This is a genomic window from Leptolyngbya sp. Heron Island J, from assembly GCF_000482245.1.
Classification (GTDB): Bacteria; Cyanobacteriota; Cyanobacteriia; order Phormidesmidales; family Phormidesmidaceae; genus Leptothoe.
Window position 1 is genome coordinate 20,221 of record NZ_AWNH01000115.1, and the last position, 18,592, is coordinate 38,812.

General features: G+C 47.0%; 14 protein-coding genes. 9 read left to right on the plus strand and 5 right to left on the minus strand.

From position 1 onward, the window contains the following. Window positions 1–105: 105 nt before the first annotated feature. Window positions 106–1,998 carry a methyl-accepting chemotaxis protein gene (locus N836_RS70510; protein WP_023076724.1) on the minus strand — a complete coding sequence of 631 codons (1,893 nt, stop codon included), beginning with the start codon at window positions 1,996–1,998 and terminating at the stop codon, window positions 106–108. A gap of 1,402 nt (window positions 1,999–3,400) precedes the next feature. On the opposite strand from N836_RS70510, the gene N836_RS77305 reads away from it, so the two are divergent. The 3 genes from N836_RS77305 (at window position 3,401) to N836_RS70520 (ending at window position 6,083) form a co-directional block, all read left to right on the plus strand. Beyond that, a complete protein-coding gene (locus N836_RS77305) occupies window positions 3,401–3,958 on the plus strand; it encodes a hypothetical protein (RefSeq protein WP_023076725.1) in 558 nt (185 codons plus the stop codon). A gap of 47 nt (window positions 3,959–4,005) precedes the next feature. Next, complete coding sequence (locus tag N836_RS74045) at window positions 4,006–5,322, plus strand: DUF6745 domain-containing protein (protein ID WP_023076726.1); 1,317 nt, start codon at window positions 4,006–4,008, stop codon at window positions 5,320–5,322. Window positions 5,323–5,519: 197 nt separating this feature from the next. Further along, on the plus strand, window positions 5,520–6,083 hold the full coding sequence (locus tag N836_RS70520; protein WP_031294598.1) for a Uma2 family endonuclease: 564 nt from the start codon (window positions 5,520–5,522) through the stop codon (window positions 6,081–6,083). 66 nt (window positions 6,084–6,149) lie between these two features. Here N836_RS70520 and abc-f read toward each other — a convergent pair whose 3' ends face one another. From abc-f to glgX, 3 genes are all read right to left on the minus strand, one after another. After that, the gene (abc-f, locus tag N836_RS70525; RefSeq protein ID WP_023076728.1) at window positions 6,150–7,766 is read right to left on the minus strand and encodes a ribosomal protection-like ABC-F family protein; all 1,617 of its coding nucleotides are present in this window, start codon (window positions 7,764–7,766) and stop codon (window positions 6,150–6,152) included. 484 nt (window positions 7,767–8,250) lie between these two features. After that, window positions 8,251–8,601: an MGMT family protein gene (locus N836_RS70530; RefSeq protein ID WP_023076729.1), complete on the minus strand. Its 351-nt coding sequence runs from the start codon at window positions 8,599–8,601 to the stop codon at window positions 8,251–8,253. 57 nt (window positions 8,602–8,658) lie between these two features. Next, on the minus strand, window positions 8,659–10,854 hold the full coding sequence (gene glgX, locus N836_RS70535) for a glycogen debranching protein GlgX (protein ID WP_023076730.1): 2,196 nt from the start codon (window positions 10,852–10,854) through the stop codon (window positions 8,659–8,661). A gap of 346 nt (window positions 10,855–11,200) precedes the next feature. On the opposite strand from glgX, the gene N836_RS70540 reads away from it, so the two are divergent. Next, entirely contained in the window at window positions 11,201–13,108 is a 1,908-nt protein-coding gene (locus N836_RS70540) for a bifunctional metallophosphatase/5'-nucleotidase (protein ID WP_023076731.1), read from the plus strand. 359 nt (window positions 13,109–13,467) lie between these two features. Next, entirely contained in the window at window positions 13,468–14,415 is a 948-nt protein-coding gene (gene pip / locus N836_RS70545) for a prolyl aminopeptidase (RefSeq protein WP_023076732.1), read from the plus strand. A gap of 27 nt (window positions 14,416–14,442) precedes the next feature. Here pip and N836_RS70550 read toward each other — a convergent pair whose 3' ends face one another. Next, window positions 14,443–14,904 carry a hypothetical protein gene (locus N836_RS70550; RefSeq protein WP_023076733.1) on the minus strand — a complete coding sequence of 154 codons (462 nt, stop codon included), beginning with the start codon at window positions 14,902–14,904 and terminating at the stop codon, window positions 14,443–14,445. A gap of 436 nt (window positions 14,905–15,340) precedes the next feature. Between N836_RS70550 and N836_RS70555 the strand changes: the two genes are divergently transcribed. The 4 genes from N836_RS70555 to N836_RS70565 all read left to right on the plus strand — a co-directional run bounded on the left by N836_RS70555 (window position 15,341) and on the right by N836_RS70565 (window position 18,521). Then, window positions 15,341–16,471 (plus strand): tetratricopeptide repeat protein, encoded by a 1,131-nt coding sequence (locus tag N836_RS70555; protein ID WP_023076734.1) that lies wholly within the window; start codon window positions 15,341–15,343, stop codon window positions 16,469–16,471. Window positions 16,472–16,659: 188 nt separating this feature from the next. Continuing rightward, window positions 16,660–17,331 (plus strand): DNA-3-methyladenine glycosylase family protein, encoded by a 672-nt coding sequence (locus N836_RS70560; protein ID WP_235071194.1) that lies wholly within the window; start codon window positions 16,660–16,662, stop codon window positions 17,329–17,331. A gap of 296 nt (window positions 17,332–17,627) precedes the next feature. Then, window positions 17,628–17,894 (plus strand): hypothetical protein, encoded by a 267-nt coding sequence (locus N836_RS0139825; RefSeq protein WP_152532308.1) that lies wholly within the window; start codon window positions 17,628–17,630, stop codon window positions 17,892–17,894. 96 nt (window positions 17,895–17,990) lie between these two features. Continuing rightward, the gene (locus N836_RS70565) at window positions 17,991–18,521 is read left to right on the plus strand and encodes an HNH endonuclease (protein WP_031294602.1); all 531 of its coding nucleotides are present in this window, start codon (window positions 17,991–17,993) and stop codon (window positions 18,519–18,521) included. Window positions 18,522–18,592 lie beyond the last annotated feature (71 nt).

The following is an 18,592-nucleotide window of genomic DNA, read 5'->3' on the forward strand; positions in this document are numbered from 1 at the left end:
GTGATATGGCGGAGCCACCTGTAGGGCCCCTAGGCAGAGCCTGGGGGCCAGTAAAGCACTTTAGAGAAACAGCTGTCTAATAGCTGATTCCCTGAATTAAACCGTCTAGATGATTTGTTCCAGGTCTAGGGCGGCTTTATTTAGCTGCTCTGTACCAATTTTGGTTTGGTTAAGGCCACCGGCTGTTTCCTTAGCGCCCCGATTAATCAGCTCCATTGCAGTCACAACCTGCTTAATGGCATCCACTTGTTGTTTTAGGTTTAGAGATACCTGCTGGTTATTCAGCACCACCTGATTAATCGACTCTTGAATATCCCCAAAGGCAGATTCTGTACGCTTGGCCAGCTGCACCCCTGTTTTCACTGTTTTAGTTCCTTCTTCGGTCACCATAACGGTTACATTGATGGCTTTTTGAATATCCGACACCAGATTATTGATTTTGTCCGCTGACTGCTGACTTTGGTCAGCGAGCTTACGAATTTCGTTAGCAACCACTGCAAAGCCTTTACCATGCTCCCCGGCTCGAACCGCTTCCACCGATGAGTTGAGAGCGAGCATATTAGTTTGGTTGGCAAAGTCGATCACCAGCTGAGAGATGTGACTAATCTGGTCGGCCTGGCTGCTGAGGTTAATAATTTGTCCAGCAATCTCATCCACCTTGCTCTCCAGGCTAAACATGCCGTCTAAGCCGGCACTCAAGGATTGCGCCCCTTCTTCTGACGCACTAAAGGCACGTTTGGCAGCCTCAACGGCAGCATTGGCCTGCTCAGCTGCGTGCCGAGAAGAGGCCTCTAGCTCATCCATGGTGGTGGTGGTTTCATTGACAGAGGTGGCCTGCTGGCTAGCGATGCGCTCCTGTTCAGCCACGGTGGAGGCCATTTCTTGAGCAGAGGTAGCAATATTTGAGGATACTTTCTCAAGCAGTGCCACCAGATCCCGCCCGCGCCAGATAGAAAAGGGAATTACCAGACCCAGCGATAGCAGCACTGTCAGCCCTGCAAACAGCTTAAATGAGTTGACGGAGGCAAAGACTTCGCTTTTGGGCAACTTTGCGATCGCAGTCATCGTATAGGGCTGCTCAGGGCTAGGCACAAACTGCTTATAGGCCAAAATAGAGTCGCCAACGTTGATCGTGCCCTCTTCACCAGAGAGAATTTGTTCGGCCACTTCTGGAGAATAATCATTGGCCAAGGTTTCGTCTTTACCGAGGTCAAAGCCCCACAGTTTTTCGGCATTGGGATGGAAAAGATAATAGCCCTCGTTGTTAACCAGATACAGCTCCTCTGTTTCAAGTTCATCGCCTTCTGATTGAACTAAAGATTCTAGAAAACTTTCCGCAAAGACGTTGGCAATGATAATGCCCCGCTGCTGACCCGCCGCATCTACCACTGGGGTGGCATAGCGAATAACCGGTTTAAAGGGGATCTCAATTTCTCCCTGCTCCTGGTTCAGGTTTACCGGCGATGTATAAACGCTACCGATGGCCAGGCCGATCGTATTTGTAAAATAATCCCTATCGCCTTTATCTTGTAACTGATCCCTAGGAATCGGGGCAATGGTGCTGCCATCGGAGTCCACCCGCACCAGCTCTTGACCAGATTCGTCAATATATCGCAGCTGCATGTACTGATCGTTATCTTCCATCTTATTGATAAAGATATCCTGCAGACGACTGACCCATTTATCATAGGAAAAGCCGTCTTCGGGGTCGATGCCGTCGTTGGCTCGCGCCCGGATTATGCCCTGCACCGGAGGCAGCTGGCTCAAAAACAGCACGTCCTTATTGATACCCGTCAAAAACGTGGCGGTTTCCTCAGCACTATCCTGCGCCTCTTCGCGGAGTAATTCTGTTGCGTTATGCCCTAAAGTACTACCGGCGGAGGTGACACCCAACAGGCCAACGGCAAAGGCGGGAATGGCGGCACTCATAATAATCAATAGTAGAAGCTGCTGCTGAATTTTGAGCTGCTGAAAGTTGCCAAAGAAATTTGTAGTCATAATAGCTATTGGTTTAACAGTAAGAGATTACGAAAAGGCAAAATTTGAAAATTAAACAAAAACAATTGACGATCGTACTGCCTGACCCTTGTCATATCTGGATCTGACGAAACACAAAATTGTCGGCTATTGGAGTGAACAGCCAGCAAACGATATGAGCGACAAACTTTCTAAGAAAACCTCATAATTAGCCGTGGAAAATGAGAAAACTCTCATCAAGAAGGCTAACAAATTCATGACTCTTAGAGAGAATCATGAAAAGCGTAAAAAAAGATACAAAGAGGTAGACTAAAGCACCTAGAAGCCTGATATTTCGAACGGTTGGGGATGAAAACTTACCCCACAAGAGAGTTCATTCTTAATCTTTCTGAAGAACTGACTGGGCTATTTATGATCTCACCACCTAATTATAAATCTTATGGAGAGTTAGTTCTAATTTTACTACATCTTTAAAGAAAGTATTAATCGGATTAAGTTTAAGAAAAATCCGATACTTTACCTGAATGGAGACGACTCCCTTTGAAAAGATGTCTTTATCTAAGCAGAGCCCTACTAAGCCTGCTTAGATAAAGACTCTATAGTAACAATAGTCCGGACAGCAACGCGAGAGAAATAGACAGAAAAGCTATCCAGGATCTAAGGTTTTGTTAACAGACAAACCACCCTGAATAACTATGACATGCATGATACCGGGTTTACTGCGTAAAGTGGGCCATTTAGCAAATCTCGTCGTCAGTTTTTAATCACCCTGTTGACGACCATCTATGTGATGTGTGGCAAGGTAAACTTCACAAATCTGAGTTGTTATTGCGATCGCAAAACTTCCCACTTCTGTTGTCTCTTTTCGGGCTCTCTGATGATTGGCCAAGTCTGTTATATTTTTTGGTCCGAAATGAAATGGCGTTGTGGTATCAGCCCGACAAGCATACTCCCACTGGGCTTTACTGGATAATGTAATCGCCGTCGAGGACTTGAAATCTATCGTAATTTGTGTGCTTCGATCGCTTGATCTATTTTATGAGACTTGCTGTTGCCCTAACAGCTGCCAAGAGAGCAATTACTTTGAGTGGATATTCTTTCTCAAGAAATGTCAGAGTTATCGACAGAAGCTGACTTTATCAAAGCTTTATTAATCACTCAAAGTCTATGAAATCATCGTTTTACACTGGCACTATTTGAGCATCAGTGTTCACCATGGTAGGGAAAACACTGAGTAGGTGTAGACTTTTATTAGTGTGAGTGTCAGTACTGTGTCAATCAAGGGGATTGTACAGCTTTACGCAATGATGTCATTTTTCATAGCCGTAACCCCTTGATCGCCTATACTGTAAGCTTTTTGTGAATCCCTGGCTAGAGTAGTGATCAAGTTAACGGTGATAATTGTGATGCAAGGAATGGGGTTATGGGACCAATACGTCAGGGTGATTTAATTCTACTACCAACCGTAAAGGTTTTAGGAGATAAACTGCCTCATCTTACTCTGGTAGAAGGTGTTTCTACAGGGCACTCGCATCGCATCAGCAAAGGGATTGCTACCTTATTTTCTCATCGAGAACAACTTTATCTCCAGGTTCGATCCCGGTTTGCAATTTTATCCCATGATGAACATCGGCCATTAAAAGTGCATCATGGGAATTGGAAAATATATGTTCAAAGAGAATACGCGCCGCAGAAAAACAGTCAGCTCTCGTTGAACCTAGAACAAGAATTTATTACGAGTGAAGATACTGATCAAGAATTTCTCAAAGATTTTGTAGAAGGGGTAAGATCTAGCTCCACAGAGCAATTAATAGCGGAAGTTTTGCAATATAGTGAGCAGAGAGCTGACGGTAGCCCCCTGCCCGTTTCTTCGGCTGCAGAATTGGCTACTCAAAAAGCTGCTGAAAAACAGCCGCAATCTAATCCGAAACAGGGAGGTCGATCAAGAGCCTTAAGCAATTGGAAGTATGTGGTTGATTAAGAGCCGTTCTAAATTTCAGGGCAACAGAAAATTTTAGAGGGCAGCTAATGTTTTGGAAACAATCCGGTCACTTGACGCCAGAACAACTTAAAAAAACATCAAGTATTCAAAAACAGTGGAAAACTCATATTTTCCCCAAGCAACCCGTTACAGAGTCAGGAGCTGTTGACGCTGTTAAATCCGCTTATGCTGCTGTGGGATTGTCGTCACCTCAGGTCACGTTTTGCGACAGTCCTTATGCTGCCATAGGATATCTTCTAGAAAAGTTAATTGACGATCTAGATCAACAGCTGATTGAAAGAATTGAAATTTATCTTAACCAGTGTGGCCCTAATCTTAACAGTCAGCTGGCTCAGTTTTTGGTGCATACCTTAGGTATCTCACTGAAAAAACAGGGCGTTAAGACCCTGGGAAAACCGCAAAGCAGTATCCTGAAAAGGCTGCAACCGCCGCTTATTGGACAGCCAGATTCTCGATTGCCTGCCAAACAGTTTGTCTTACTCAAGCAGAAATTATGTAGCCCACCAGTCAAGCGTCCTTTAACTGAGCTAGTAGAAAAACAAGTTGGTCGACTGCACGCACAAATGGTAGCTTGTGTCGTACATAAGTTACAAAAGCGGATTAAAGATAAAGCAGTATTGTCTCAGTTAAGACAGTTAGAGATTTTATTAAAAGACCAACAATTTAGCCGTTTTGTACACCGGATTGGTAAGCAACTCAGTCAATATATTGCTTACAATCATTGCATTTATCCAGAACTGTGGGCAGTCCAAGGTGCCTGGTGGGAATTTTGTATCACTGTCCTCAACTGTAAATATGATGTTGAGAAATGGTCTGCTTTTCAGGAAATAACCACTCAGTGTGGCTGGATTTTACCTTACGAAAAAAAGTGCTTTGTTTGTAGCCGTCCCATCAAACTCTCATTTGATGCAGATGAACGCCTTCACGCAGAAGGAGAGTTTTCTATTTTGTATGCAGATGGCTATGGTCTTTACTTTCACCATGGGGTCGCGTTGCCGAAAAAGTACGGTCATATTCAGTCTGAAAAGTGGGTTGCAAAATGGTTATTGCATGAAAACAATGCTGAACTGCGACGTATTTTGATTCAAGGTATTGGGTACGAGCGAATTTGTAAAGAGCTGAATGCTTCAGAAGTAGATTCTTGGCAAGAGTACACACTGCTTAAACTCAATGAATTGGTTGATGATATTGATGGTCAATCCATCGCTCTGTTAAAGATGATTTGTCCCAGTACTCATTTTATTCATGCTATTCGAGTACCTCCCAATGTGCAGTCTGCTAGGGAAGCAATTCGTTGGGTAAATTGGGGTATCTATCCTGAACAGTTTGAACAGCAATCTTAGCCTGAGTTGGCCCATCTCCACCGGACGCCCCAATGGAGTCATGGCAATTTTGACGAAACGAGTAGCACTCAAACAATAAAGCCGTCCTAGTTTTTTCACTGTAATAGTTGAATAAACTTTCCTCCAGATTTGTAGCATTGCCTTAATAGAGCCGCTATCCCCTCGCTATACTAGACCTAATCCCAGTTTCGACTCCTATGGTTACCAACCCCATACGCTGGACCGTCCGAGACCTTGACGTCATGCCTGATGACGGCGGTTGGAAGCGCTATGAAATAATCGATGGAGAATTACTTGTGACCCGCGCCCCACATATTCGTCACCAGAGCGCAGCTGGTAAAATCCACGTTCGATTAGAAAACTGGTCAGAAGAAACGGGGCTAGGTAGTGCCTTTCAAACACCAGAAGTTATATTTTCACCGACGGATGCGGTTATTCCAGATGTAGTGTGGATTAGCAAAGAGCGTTTAGCCAACGGTATTGACGACGCTGGTCATCTAGTGGTTACGCCAGAACTGATGGTCGAGATTTTATCCCCTGGCGATCGCAATGAACAACGGGATAAAGAGTTCAAACGAAAGTTATATTCGCTGTATGGGGTACAAGAATATTGGATCGTCAACTGGCATTTGCAAACGATGGAGGTCTATCGTCGTCGCAATGCTCAGCTAGAACTGGTTGGTACCTTACTATCACAGGACAGCTTAGAATCTCCTATTTTGCCGGGGCTGCTGATGCCTATGGACAAGGTCTTTTTGTAAAGTTCTGCTTCTACTCATCTTTGCCAAAATCAATGGCCTCAATCATCTCTGGTGGTGGCTTGCCTGTCATGCTTCTTCTACTAATAGATGAGAGTAATAGTGTGATTGAGCGCTAGGGAGAACAGTGGTCTGCTGCAGTGTTTGCTGTTTTAGTTGGAATGAGTGTGTGATGTTAATTCGACTGAGAAAATCTAGGTCGTGGGAGATTACCCAAAGAGCTCTTTGATAATCGTTGAGGGCTGTCACCATTTGATCGACGGTGATGATATCTAGATTATTGATGGGTTCATCCAGGATCAGTAGATCAATTTCTGAAATGGTAATCATCGAGATCGCAAGTCTTGCCAACTCTCCACCACTTAACACTGAAGCCATTTTAAACACATCGTCATTAAAAAATAAAAAATGGCCTAACTGTTGTCGCAATAGCTGGTAGTTGAGGGTAGGATTAGCTTGCTGCATATTTTGTAATACAGTTTGATTACGATCCACTAAGTCATAGGTTTGGTCTAGATAGACCGTACGCATGTCGGCTAGTTGTACGCTGCCGCCTTGTAAGCAGGCCGGTGTCGATTTATTGCCCAGCATTGCTTTGATCAAGCAAGATTTACCTGAGCCGTTGGGGCCTACGATGGTGATGCGATCGCAACTGCCAATCTGTAGCTCAATATCTTTAAGTAACAATCGCTCTCCAACCCACAGATCGGCATGTTGGATATCAATTAAATTTCTATGCTTTCGACTGTTCTCCTCCAGCTGAATACTAGTAGCCTTATGGGTTCTAATTTTTGTCGCGGCTACTTTTTGAGTGGCAGCTTTCACTGCTTTATCATGCTTTAGCTTTAATTTTCCCGCTGTGGCCTCGGCTTTGCGCTTTAATTTTCCGGCAACAATGGCGGGCATATTGCCACCCAGTGCTTGCTGGCGACCATGGCGATGGGATTGAGCAGCCCGTTTTTGCTCACTTAAAACGGTCGCTTTAGTTCGTTTTAGTTCTTTCCTAGCAGTTTCGTGCGCCCTGACCCGTGCAGCATCTACCAGCTGCTTTTGTTCCTGATAATGGGAGAAATTTCCTCCATACACCTGCAATCCTGTTGCTGTCAGTTCCCAGGTGATGTTTGCCACCTGGTCCAAAAAGAAGGGTTTGTGGGAGACAATCACAAACGCACCTCGAAACTGGCAGAGGGCCTGATACAGATCTTCAAGGGCCCAAAGATCCAGGTGATTTGTTGGTTCATCCAGCAATAAAAGATCCGGAGAACGAGATAAACCAATGGCTAGAAATAGTTTGGTCAACTCCCCACCGCTGAGACTCTGTAGCGGCAACGATAGATCTAGGGTCGTCCTGAAGACAGTTGCAAGCTTCTGTTCAATCTCCCACCATTCGTTGGAAATCACATTAAGAAATTCAAAAACAGACTCCGATCCTAGAGAATCTCGAATCGTGCTGATCTGTGGCAAGTAGTAGGTTGAACCTTGGCAGGTCACGGTTCCTTGAGTGGGCCGGATCTGGCCACTTAAAATCTTTAGCAGTGTGGATTTGCCCACACCGTTAGCACCAACTAGAGCAATTCGATCCTCTGCCGTAAGACTGAGAGAAATCCCTTGAAATAATGGTTTGGTGGACTCTAGCACATAGCTTAAATTTTCTGCAATCAAACAGGACTTTTGAGAACTGGGCATCCCGTTGCTCCTGGCAAAATGAAAGTAACAAGTTGCTGATAAGACAGCTATAGCTTTCAGCGATCACCACTGTTGTGAACGATGTGCGCAAAGCTATATATTAATTTTGGGTGTTACTGTTCCTTGGTATGCTTTGATCTGCAAGATACTGCTAAATAGTGTGTTTTACAGATCGTCTCATTCGCGAAATCAGCAACGGCTAATCTTGTAAAAGATTCAAAAACTGAAGCAAAACGGCTGATCGGCTTGTCCTTTGACTTACTCTTAAGATTACACAGTCAACATTTACCAGTCAGCTACCGGTATCGTAGGACCGACATGGCAAACTACCAAATCTACTAGCTCAGCTGTCTTACTTGAGGATGCTACTTCATTAGTTTATGTTTCGAAGTCTTTTGCTCAGGATAGCGCACCCCAAACCATAACGTCCACACCCTTGATCTTGTTTTCGTTAATGAAGGCTGTTGAATAGAGATATCGTGATCTATTCATCCTTGCCAAAGTCAATGGCCTCAATCATTTCTGGGGGTGGCTGCCAGCGATACTTGCTGAGGTTAATTTTATTGCCTTCAAATTCGATGCCTTCGTCTTCTAATAAGACTCTTTGTAAATCGTCTGACCCATCTCGAAAGGCCGATGTCGAAATCTCTCCTTTAGCATTGATGACTCGCTGCCAGGGGATATCATCTTCAGGGGCGACTTTGTAAAGGGCATAGCCGACCACACGAGGTTTGCCAATCAGACCTGCTAGCTCGGCTACCTGGCCATAGGTAGCGACTTTACCAGCAGGAATTTGACGGACAACGGCATAAATGAGATCGTAGCTGTTGGGCATAAAAGGGTTAAGCAATACAGAAAGGTGCTTGCGAAGATGAAAGTGGACACAGGCACGCTATCCCCGCTTGGGTAAGGTGCAGGTAGCGCCATCGTTGCCGGAGGTGGTGTCAAAGCAGTGGGGACAGGCTAGTAAGACCAGCGACCGAGACGCGACGGGAACTTTCTGACCATGGTCATAGACAGGGCCGTTGTCTACAAAGCCTGCGGGGTTTTTGGTGTCTAGAATTACCCGCCAGTCTTTTTGTTCTACTGATGGGGGGATAGCAAATTCCTGGAGTTCAGGATAGGCATTAAAGAAGACCAGAAAGCTGTCGTCAATGATGCGCTGGCCTTGTTTGTCCGTGTTGAGAATTTCTTCGCCATTGAGAAAGATACTGATAGCTTTGGAACTACCATCATGCCAGTCTTCATCGCTAATAATGCTGCCGTCGGGGTTGAACCAACCGATGTCAATTACGCCGGAGCCATGGATCTCGCGACCTAGAAACCACTGACGACGGCAGAGGATTGGATGCTGTTTGCGAAATGTGATTAGCTGTTGGGTAAAGGCGAGTAATTCTTTGTTTTTGTGGCGAAGACTCCAGTCAAACCAGGCGAGGACATTGTCTTGACAGTAGGTGTTGTTGTTGCCACGCTGGGTGCGGCCCATTTCGTCGCCACCTAGCATCATGGGCACACCCTGGGAGAGAAAAAGGGTGGTTAGGAAATTGCGCTGTTGTTGCGATCGCAGGGCCACAATCTCCTCATTCTCCGTTTCACCTTCCACCCCGCAGTTCCAGGACCGGTTATAGCTTTCACCATCCCGATTACCTTCACCATTAGACTCATTGTGCTTTTCGTTGTAGCTCACCAGGTCCCGCAGGGTAAAGCCATCATGGGCGGTAATAAAATTGATGCTGGCATGGGGCAACTTACCATTGGCCTGGTACAGATCAGAACTCCCGGTAAACCGAAACGCAAACTCCCCCAGACGACAGTGGTGATCGCGCCAAAAGTCGCGCATGGTGTCACGATATTTGCCATTCCATTCGGACCACAGTAGCGGAAAGTTACCTACCTGATAGCCACCCTCACCCAGGTCCCAGGGTTCAGCAATCAATTTTGTTGTCGATAGCACCGGGTCCTGGTGGATGATGTCAAAAAAGGCGGCCAGACTGTCTACTTCGTATAGTTCGCGGGCCAGGGCTGATGCCAGATCAAACCGGAATCCGTCTACGTGCATTTCCTGTACCCAGTATCGCAAGCTGTCCATAATCAGCTTAAGCACCTGGGGATGGCGCACATTGAGAGAATTACCACAGCCGGTAAAGTCCATATAGTAGCGAGGACTGCGCTCCACCAGCCGATAGTAGGCTTCATTGTCGATGCCCCGTAGGGATAGGGTGGGGCCAAAGTGATTGCCCTCGCCTGTGTGGTTGTACACCACGTCTAAAATTACCTCAATGCCCGCCTGGTGTAGAGCTTTGACCATGGTCTTAAACTCATTGACCTGGTCCCCAGCATCCCCGGCGGCACTGTACCCGGCGAAGGGGGCAAAATAGTTAATTGAGTCGTACCCCCAATAGTTATGGAGCCCGACACTGATTAAATGACCGGGGTAGGCATTGTAATGATGCACGGGCAATAGTTCAACAGCGGTTACCCCCAGGGATTTGAGGTGTTCAATGGCGGCTGGATGCCCCAGACCGGCATAGGTGCCCTGAAGTTCTGGCGGAATGTTGGGATGTTGGCGGGTAAAACCCTTGACATGGACTTCGTAAATGATGGTTTCATGCCAGGGGGTTTCAGGATAGCGATCGTCTTCCCAGTCAAAGTGTTTGTCCACCACAATGCCTTTGGGGACGAAGTCTGCATCATTCAGTGTGGACCTTTCTAAGTCGCGATCGCTATCGGCAAACCGATCCATGGGATGGCCAAAAATAGCAGGACTAAACTTCATGTCACCGCTAATGGCCAGGGCATAGGGATCTAGCAGCAACTTATCAGCGTTAAATCGTTTGCCTTGTTTTGGCTTATAGGGACCATAGACTCGATATCCATAGTGCTGACCCGGTCCCACTCCTGGCAAATACCCATGCCATACGTGGTTAGTCACCTCCGGTAGAGTTAGCCGACGCTCGTGACCTTGCGAATCAAAAAGACACAGCTCTATAGCTGTTGCATTTTCCGAGAAAACTGCAAAATTTGTCCCCTGACCGTCCCAGGTGGCTCCCAATGGATGAGAACGACCTGGCCATATTGCTGATGCCATGCTGGATTGCGCCAAAACTGTCTTATATATTAAGTCCCCTCTTTTTTTTGCCGCTACCTTAAAATCCGAAGTCTATAACTGAGCTCAGAATCATTGCTGAATTGTGTATCTATTCCAGATTAATTTTACAAAGAAAGAATGAAGCTCATCGAGCGTTATTAAAAGCTTTTATATGCTTTTGATTATCTTAAGCCTTAGTTAATCGATGACAATGTTTTCTTAATCTGATGCTCAAATTCTTTAACCTCTGCTCTGTAAGTTGCTAGGGGGGAGTGAGGTGACCTGCTGAAGAGCGGTCTTGCGTTGTGAAGCAGAGATTTTTCCATAGAGAATTTGAAGCATTAGTATGAAACGGTTTGGTGTAATTGGTCGCATTGCTACCATGGCGGCGACTGTGAGTTTGGTGAGCTTGGCTGGAAATAATGCTGCCCAGGCATTTAGTCTGACTATTTTGCATAACAACGACGGTGAGTCTGATTTGCTGCCGGGAGAAGATGGCTTTGGGGGAGCGGCGCAGTTTGTTGGTGAAATCAATAACATCCGCAATACGGCCACCACAGATGATGTGTTGCTATTGTCGTCTGGCGACAATTTCCTGGCGGGTCCCGAGTTTAATGCGAGTTTGACGGATGGTGTTTTTTATGACGCCATTGCCCTTAGCAATGCGGGCTATGATGCCATTATTTTGGGTAACCATGATTTTGACTTTGGCCCCGATATTTTGGCTGATTTTATCGGTGAAGTCGATGCGTCTATTCCCTTCTTGAGTGCCAACCTGGATTTCTCGGCTGAAGCTGCTTTACAAGATCTGGTGGCTGCTGGTCGGATTGCCAAGAGTACCGTGGTGACTAAAGGTGGTGAGCAAATTGGTATTGTTGGTGCCACTACGCCTAACTTACCGTTTATTTCTAGCCCTGACGGTGTCGTTGTTGGTCAGGATGTGCAAGCGGCTGTTCAGGGTGAGATTGACGCGCTGACTGCGGCTGGAGTGCAAAACATTATCTTTGTGAGCCATCTGCAGGGGGTGGATGAAGACCAGGCGCTGATTGCTCAACTCAGTGGTGTTGATGTTGCGATCGCAGGAGGTGGTGACGAACTACTTGATAGTGGTGATACCAGCAACCTAATTCCGGGAGATACCCCTGATGGTCCCTATCCCATTTTTGTCACTGATGCCAATGGCAATGAAGTTCCGGTCGTCACCACTCCTGGACAATATAGCTACGTAGGCCAGCTGGTTGTTGAATTTAACAACGGTGTGGCAACGGTTATTGATCCTGGTACAGCCAGCGACCCGGTAGCTATCGATGGTGATTTTATCGACGCGGCCACTCAAGCGGCTGTTGCCGACCCTGTCCAGGCGTCATTAGATGCCCTGGAGTCCAATGTAATTGCGCAATCTGAAGTCAACTTAAATGGTGAGCGTAATAGCATTCGGGGTGAAGCAACTAACCTGGGTAATTTAATTGCCGATTCGTTTCTATGGCAGGCCAATGCACTGGCGGCTGACTTTGGGCTGGGTGAAGTAGACATTGCCCTGGGTAACGGCGGCGGTATCCGTAACGACAGTATTATTCCTGCAGGGGATTTTACGGAAGCCGATACCTTTGATATTCTGCCGTTTACCAACTTCCTCAGTGTTTTCGAAGCCATTGAGGCGGACAACCTGAAGGATATTTTAGAGAATGCCGTGTCTCGGATGGAGCTGGACCCAGCTACAGGAGAGACTGCACCCACTGGTGATGGCACCGGACGGTTTGCCCAGATTGCGGGTTTTAGCTTTGAGTACAACCCCACGCTGACGGCCATTGAGATTGATGTGGACGGTAATATCACCACCTCTGGTGAACGGGTGATCAACGTGACGCTGGATGATGGTACGGTCCTGATTCAAGATGGTCAGGTGTTACCGGATGCTCCGGATATTTCCTTGGCGATTGTGGACTTTTTGGCTCGTGGTGGTGACCAGTATCCCTTTGGGGATGCCGCCTTTACTAACCTGGGTGTCTCCTATCAGCAGGCGTTGGCCAACTACATCACTGATGAGTTAGGGGGAGTGATCTCAGCGGCTGACTATCCTGAAGGGGGTGGAGGTCGTACGGTAGTGACCGATGCGCTACCAGTGGTGTCCCCTGTGGATGAGCCTCCTATCGTTAATCCACCTGACTCTGAATCTGTGCCAGAGCCAGGCGTAGTGGTGGGTCTGGTCGGTTTAGGCCTGTTGGGTGCTCGTCGTTTAAAGCGCTATGCATAGACCGGGTTGATGTGTAGACTGGCACCTGCCCCTACTCTGTAACCCTGATAAAAAGCAGAGAAACTACCAGGTTTCTCTGCTTTTTTGTGATAAAAATCACACAGCGCTTTATGGTCGATCACTCAAATTTTTGGGGAAATTGGGCCACAATATGTGAATTGATCTATACAAAGAGTCGTGAAAATCGCCAAGTCAATGCCCAAACTGTGTACTAAGCCGTTGAAACAGCAGCCGTTTCATACCTATCGTGATCCAAAAACTGGCCGTTGGTATGTACTGAGAAAGCCTGCCTCTACGAAATAAGCAAGAAATGCTATTTGGGTGCGACAATAACGGGGCAAAACGTTGCCTAGTCCCCTATGCGTCAAGCCTATCCCCCAATTCAACCCTACCGACAGGGGCAACTGTCGGTCTCTGCGCTTCATACGCTGTACTTTGAGGAAGTAGGTAATCCAGAGGGGAAACCGGTGGTGTTTCTCCATGGTGGTCCTGGTGGCGGTATTGTTCCTTTTTATCGTCAGTTTTTTGATCCACAGCGTTGGCGGATCGTGCTGTTTGACCAGCGTGGCTGTGGACAGAGTACACCCCACGCTGAGCTGACGGATAATACTACCTGGGATTTGGTGGATGATATCGAACGATTGCGATCGCATCTAGCCATTGACCAATGGACCGTCTTTGGTGGTAGCTGGGGGAGCACCTTGGCGCTGGCCTATGCCCAGCACTATCCGCAACGATGCGCTGGGCTAATTTTGCGAGGCATCTTTATGCTGCGTCCCAAGGAGATTCGTTGGTTTTATCAAGAGGGGGCCAGCTATATTTTTCCCGATGCTTGGGAGCATTATTTGGCACCTATTCCGGAGGCAGAGCGCCACGATCTAGTCGCCGCATATTACCGACGGTTAACCAGCCCCGATCCACAGGTGAAGCAGCAAGCAGCCCGTGCCTGGGCGATTTGGGAAGCGAGCACCAGTTATCTCATCCAAAACTCTCAGACCATGAAGCGCTTTGGTCAAGACGAGTTTGCTGATGCCTTTGCGCGCATTGAGTGCCATTACTTTATCAATGGCGGCTTTTTTAATCCCCCTGATCAGCTATTGCAAAACATTGCCAAGATTCGCCACATTCCAGCTGTCATTGTTCAGGGTCGTTATGATGTTGTCTGTCCCATGACGTCCGCCTGGGAACTCCATCGGGCCTGGCCTGAAGCGGAGTTAGTGATTGTCCCCGATGCTGGGCATTCGGCTATGGAACTAGGGATTTTAAGCGCCTTGATAGACGCAACAGATCGATTTGGACGGATCTAGAGAGAGCTGTTCGAACTATGCAACCGGCTATGGCAAAAAGAAGACAGTCATCAAGACAAGTAAGATAACGAAGGCCAGGCTGAGGATACGTCTTAGGGCCATTGTCCATCGATAGCGCCGCAGTCGCAGAGTCTTGGTGCTGTGACTGCAGTTGGTATTGACTGGGCCTGCAATTGATACAGGTCTGATGGTTTGACCCGCCCACGGATCGAGGGTGTACACGCAGGGTTTAAGCAAAGAGTCGAGTTCTCGATCCAGCCAGCCAGCCGACTCCAGTAGTTGTCTGGCTCGATACAAGGTTGTGGGAGTTGCTACTGTAGCTTTAATTACGTCACTGCCCGTTATGGGATGATTGTGGTTATCTATCTGATGAAATGCGGCGCGAGGTAGAGGAAAAACTAGAACGCCATTAATTTCTTCAGGAAACCATCCATTAGTGAGTAATAATTCTGCAACATCCAATTCTGTTTTTAATGAGAGAACAGGCATCGACCAGGCTATGTAAGTGTTCTCACTGAAATTAACATAGCCTTTTGGTTGCCCCCTATGACGGTCTTGTTGGATTACATAGGTTTCATCGAAGTGTTCGTACAATCTGACCCCGCTTCATCGCCATTTCATGGCAAATCAGAGCTGGAACTTCTCTCTACGTCAATTGTCGTAGGTCTCTAGGCATAATGTCATAGGTAAGATGATCCTAGGGAATAATGTCTGTATTGAAAAATCTGTTAGGAAATCAGCAAAATTGATGTGAAGGATGGGGTGATCGCCATGAATCAAGATGCTTAGTTTTGTAACAGGAAACACTGATCAAATTATTTATTTGAGAGGGGAGCTTCCGTCATCACTCTGATTTTCTTTTGCCTTAGGGGTGGTTAGGCTGCGGATAGCTTGGGCAGTAATAACACAGTACTATTTATTTATTATGGATAAGCAGAGTTGGTATGCACGACAGATAGCACGTTTGGCCTATCGGCGTGGTTGCACATTGGCACGACAGGGAAATCACCAAAGTGCGATCGCAGCTCTATCTCAGGCGCTTGCTAATCATCCTGATACGGCGTCAGTGTATATTAGCCGTGGCTTAAGCTATCGTGCTTTGGGTCAGCTAGATCATGCGCGTCAAGATTTTGTGGCGGCCATTGATTGTGCGGAGAATCCGGCTGTTGCTTATTTTCACCTGGGCCAGCTTGCCCAGGCGCAAGACATGATGGCTGACGCGCTCAGGGATTGGCAGCAGGCAATTGCCCTCAACCCTAGTTATACCGATGCTCATTATCAGCTGGGTGTCGTCCAAACTCAAATGAACGATCTAGCGGCAGCGCTGGCCAGTTTTGATCAGGTTCTAGAGCGTAATCCCAACCGGGCTGAGGCCTATTTAAAGCGGGGACTTGTTCGACATCAGCTAGATGATTTAGAGGGTGCGATCGCAGATTGGCAACTGGCTACCCTCAATGATCCGTCGTTAGCAGATCAGGTCCCATCCGTAGCAAAACCCGATAGATTAGCGCCGATCAAAGACTTACTTCAAGCTGAGCTGCAGCCCATTGATGTCAGCGTTAAGCAGCAGGGGAAAACCCTGGAAATTTCTCTCAAGCGACAGGTGGGTGAAGGGATCAGTTATTTCACCCTACCGGATCAGGTGTGTGATTTACTGTTACCGCTCGAACTATCAGAAATCACCCAATTTACGCTGATTGGCTATGTCGGCAATGTGCGGGGACCTGAGTGGGAGAAACGGTATGACCTGTACAAAAATCAGCCCTGCCCCCCCAGCCACTGGTCAACAGCATTAGCCGCGTTGATCACGTTTCCCCCTGTGGGAGTCACTGCCCTGCTCTATGCCAGTCAGGTAAAACGATTTTATCGTCGTGGCCAGTATCCTGATGCTCGTCGGGCATCTAAAGCTGTTAGGCAGCTATCGCTGGTGGGCACTGGAGCCATGTGTCTATTAGCATCACTACCGCTAGGATACACAGCGATCAAATCTATTCAAAATGAGCCTGTTCCCCCGGTCAGAACGGCACGGTCGATTGACTATGACGTCATTCAATAAAGTCGTGAGCAGTCTACTTTGCTAAATAACAGTTTTCTCACTACTGTCATCATCAGCCGTTGCTGATTGAGAGGATAAACCGGTCTGAGAGCAGTGCAGCTAGTCCAGACTTGACAGATTAGATGTACCGAGGGATCAGCAACACCCATAATAATAATTACAAACCAACCGTTCTAGAGAGTGAGCGGTTGGTTTTAATTGTATATCTGGCAGGCGTTTGTAAGATGCAGGAGTCATTAACCCCTCATAGGTTGCAGCAAGCTGTGCAGGACCTGATTAAACGAGATCCAGCCTTTGCTGAAATTATCAACTGCTACGATTTCCCTCCGTTTTGGCAAAGAGAACCCGGATTTTCGACGCTGATTCACATCATACTTGAGCAACAGGTGTCTCTGGCGTCTGCCCATGCAGCCTACAAACGTCTACAAACCCAATGTAGTCCCTTGACCCCGGAGAAATTTCTGAAACTAACGGCTGTCGAGCTGAAACAGATAGGCTTTAGTCGTCAAAAAACAAGCTATGGACGGGCGTTAGCCCATGCAATTTTAGATGAAACGCTTGATTTAGATAGTCTAGATACCCGGAGTGATCAAGCTGTTCTTGAACAGCTGATGCAGGTTAAAGGGATTGGTGTGTGGACTGCGAACATCTATATATTAATGGTTTTGAAGCGGCCTGATATTTGGCCTAAGGGTGACTTAGCACTGCAGACCGCCATCCAACAGCTGAAGGGATTGACCAAACGACCGACCTCGGACGAAGCCCAGATGATGAGCGAAGTGTGGCGACCCTGGCGGGCAGTAGCGGCCAGATTACTATGGCACTTTTATCTGAGCAAACGACAGCAGGTTTATCCCTGAGTGGGGGCATGGGTAACTTTGCTGATCAGATTTTTTTTTCGGACACGTCCGGAATCGTCAATTAATAATGTGTTACTGACTATAGCTCTCCAAGAGAAACTAGCTCTCACCGCAAATTAATGATTTTGATGCAGTCAGTATTAAAACCATAAAATTCTGCGAAGGGGGTAGACATCCTTGTGTTATGCATGTAGCATATCAGTAATACATTAAAGCAACCTGGTCGAGTTGCTTTGGTTCAGTGCCATCGGCGTTCTAACCGATTTATTCACCGTTACACCAGAGGTATAAGTACTATGAAACGCTTTATAGAAGTCATAGGCTCGAAAAGATATGTACCATTCTTTGAACATTTGGTGCTAGTGGTGCGGTGTTTAGGGATTGGCTTGAGTAATCCCATGCTCAATGGCATTTGGACCAAGGCAGTTAATGGCGCTGATGCAGGACGTTTTAGCGCTAATAAACTATCCTGTGGTGCGATTACCGTAGATTTCAATCGACCAGAACCTAACCGATATAGACGAAGCGGGGAACTCAGGCGTTTAGCTGTGTTACCTATCTAGACCCAAGACCTACTCAGGTTTTTGGCCCTCGCTTCCAGCATCCGGAAGCGAGGGCCATTATTTTTGGACATTTTTAGGGCTTGAAAGGGCTTAACCATGACATTACGACCGTATAAACACGTATTGCCGATATATCAACCTATCGTCCTCTTTTCCAAAAACTATTTACCCATGGCGCGAATTAATCTCAAGCGAGCAACGGTTCTTTTAGTAACTGGCCGGGCAGAACCTGTAGACCTAATAGGGAAAACCTGGCAGATGCGATCCCCCAGCCTGACCCTTGAGATTCCTGAGTATATTCGTCTGCGGGCTGGGAATAGCGATCGCATTTGGAAAACACCACCGGTCAATCGTCGCGAAGTGCTACGACGCGATGGCCATCGTTGCCAATATTGCGGTAGTAAGCAACAGCTGACGCTGGACCATGTGGTGCCGCGATCGCAAGATGGTACTCACACGTGGGATAACGTGGTGATCGCATGCGCCCCCTGCAACTCTCGTAAGGGAGCTCGCACCCCGGATGCTGCCAGCATGCAACTCATGAAACGACCTAAAGCGCCCATGCATCCAGTTGTTGCCTTCGCAGAACAGTTCTGGAAAGAACAGAAGAAACCGTCACTGATTTAGAGAATGAATCGATCTGAAGGCAGGGTAATGAGCCCAGACTTTACAGATGAAATCATATCGAAGATCAGCAA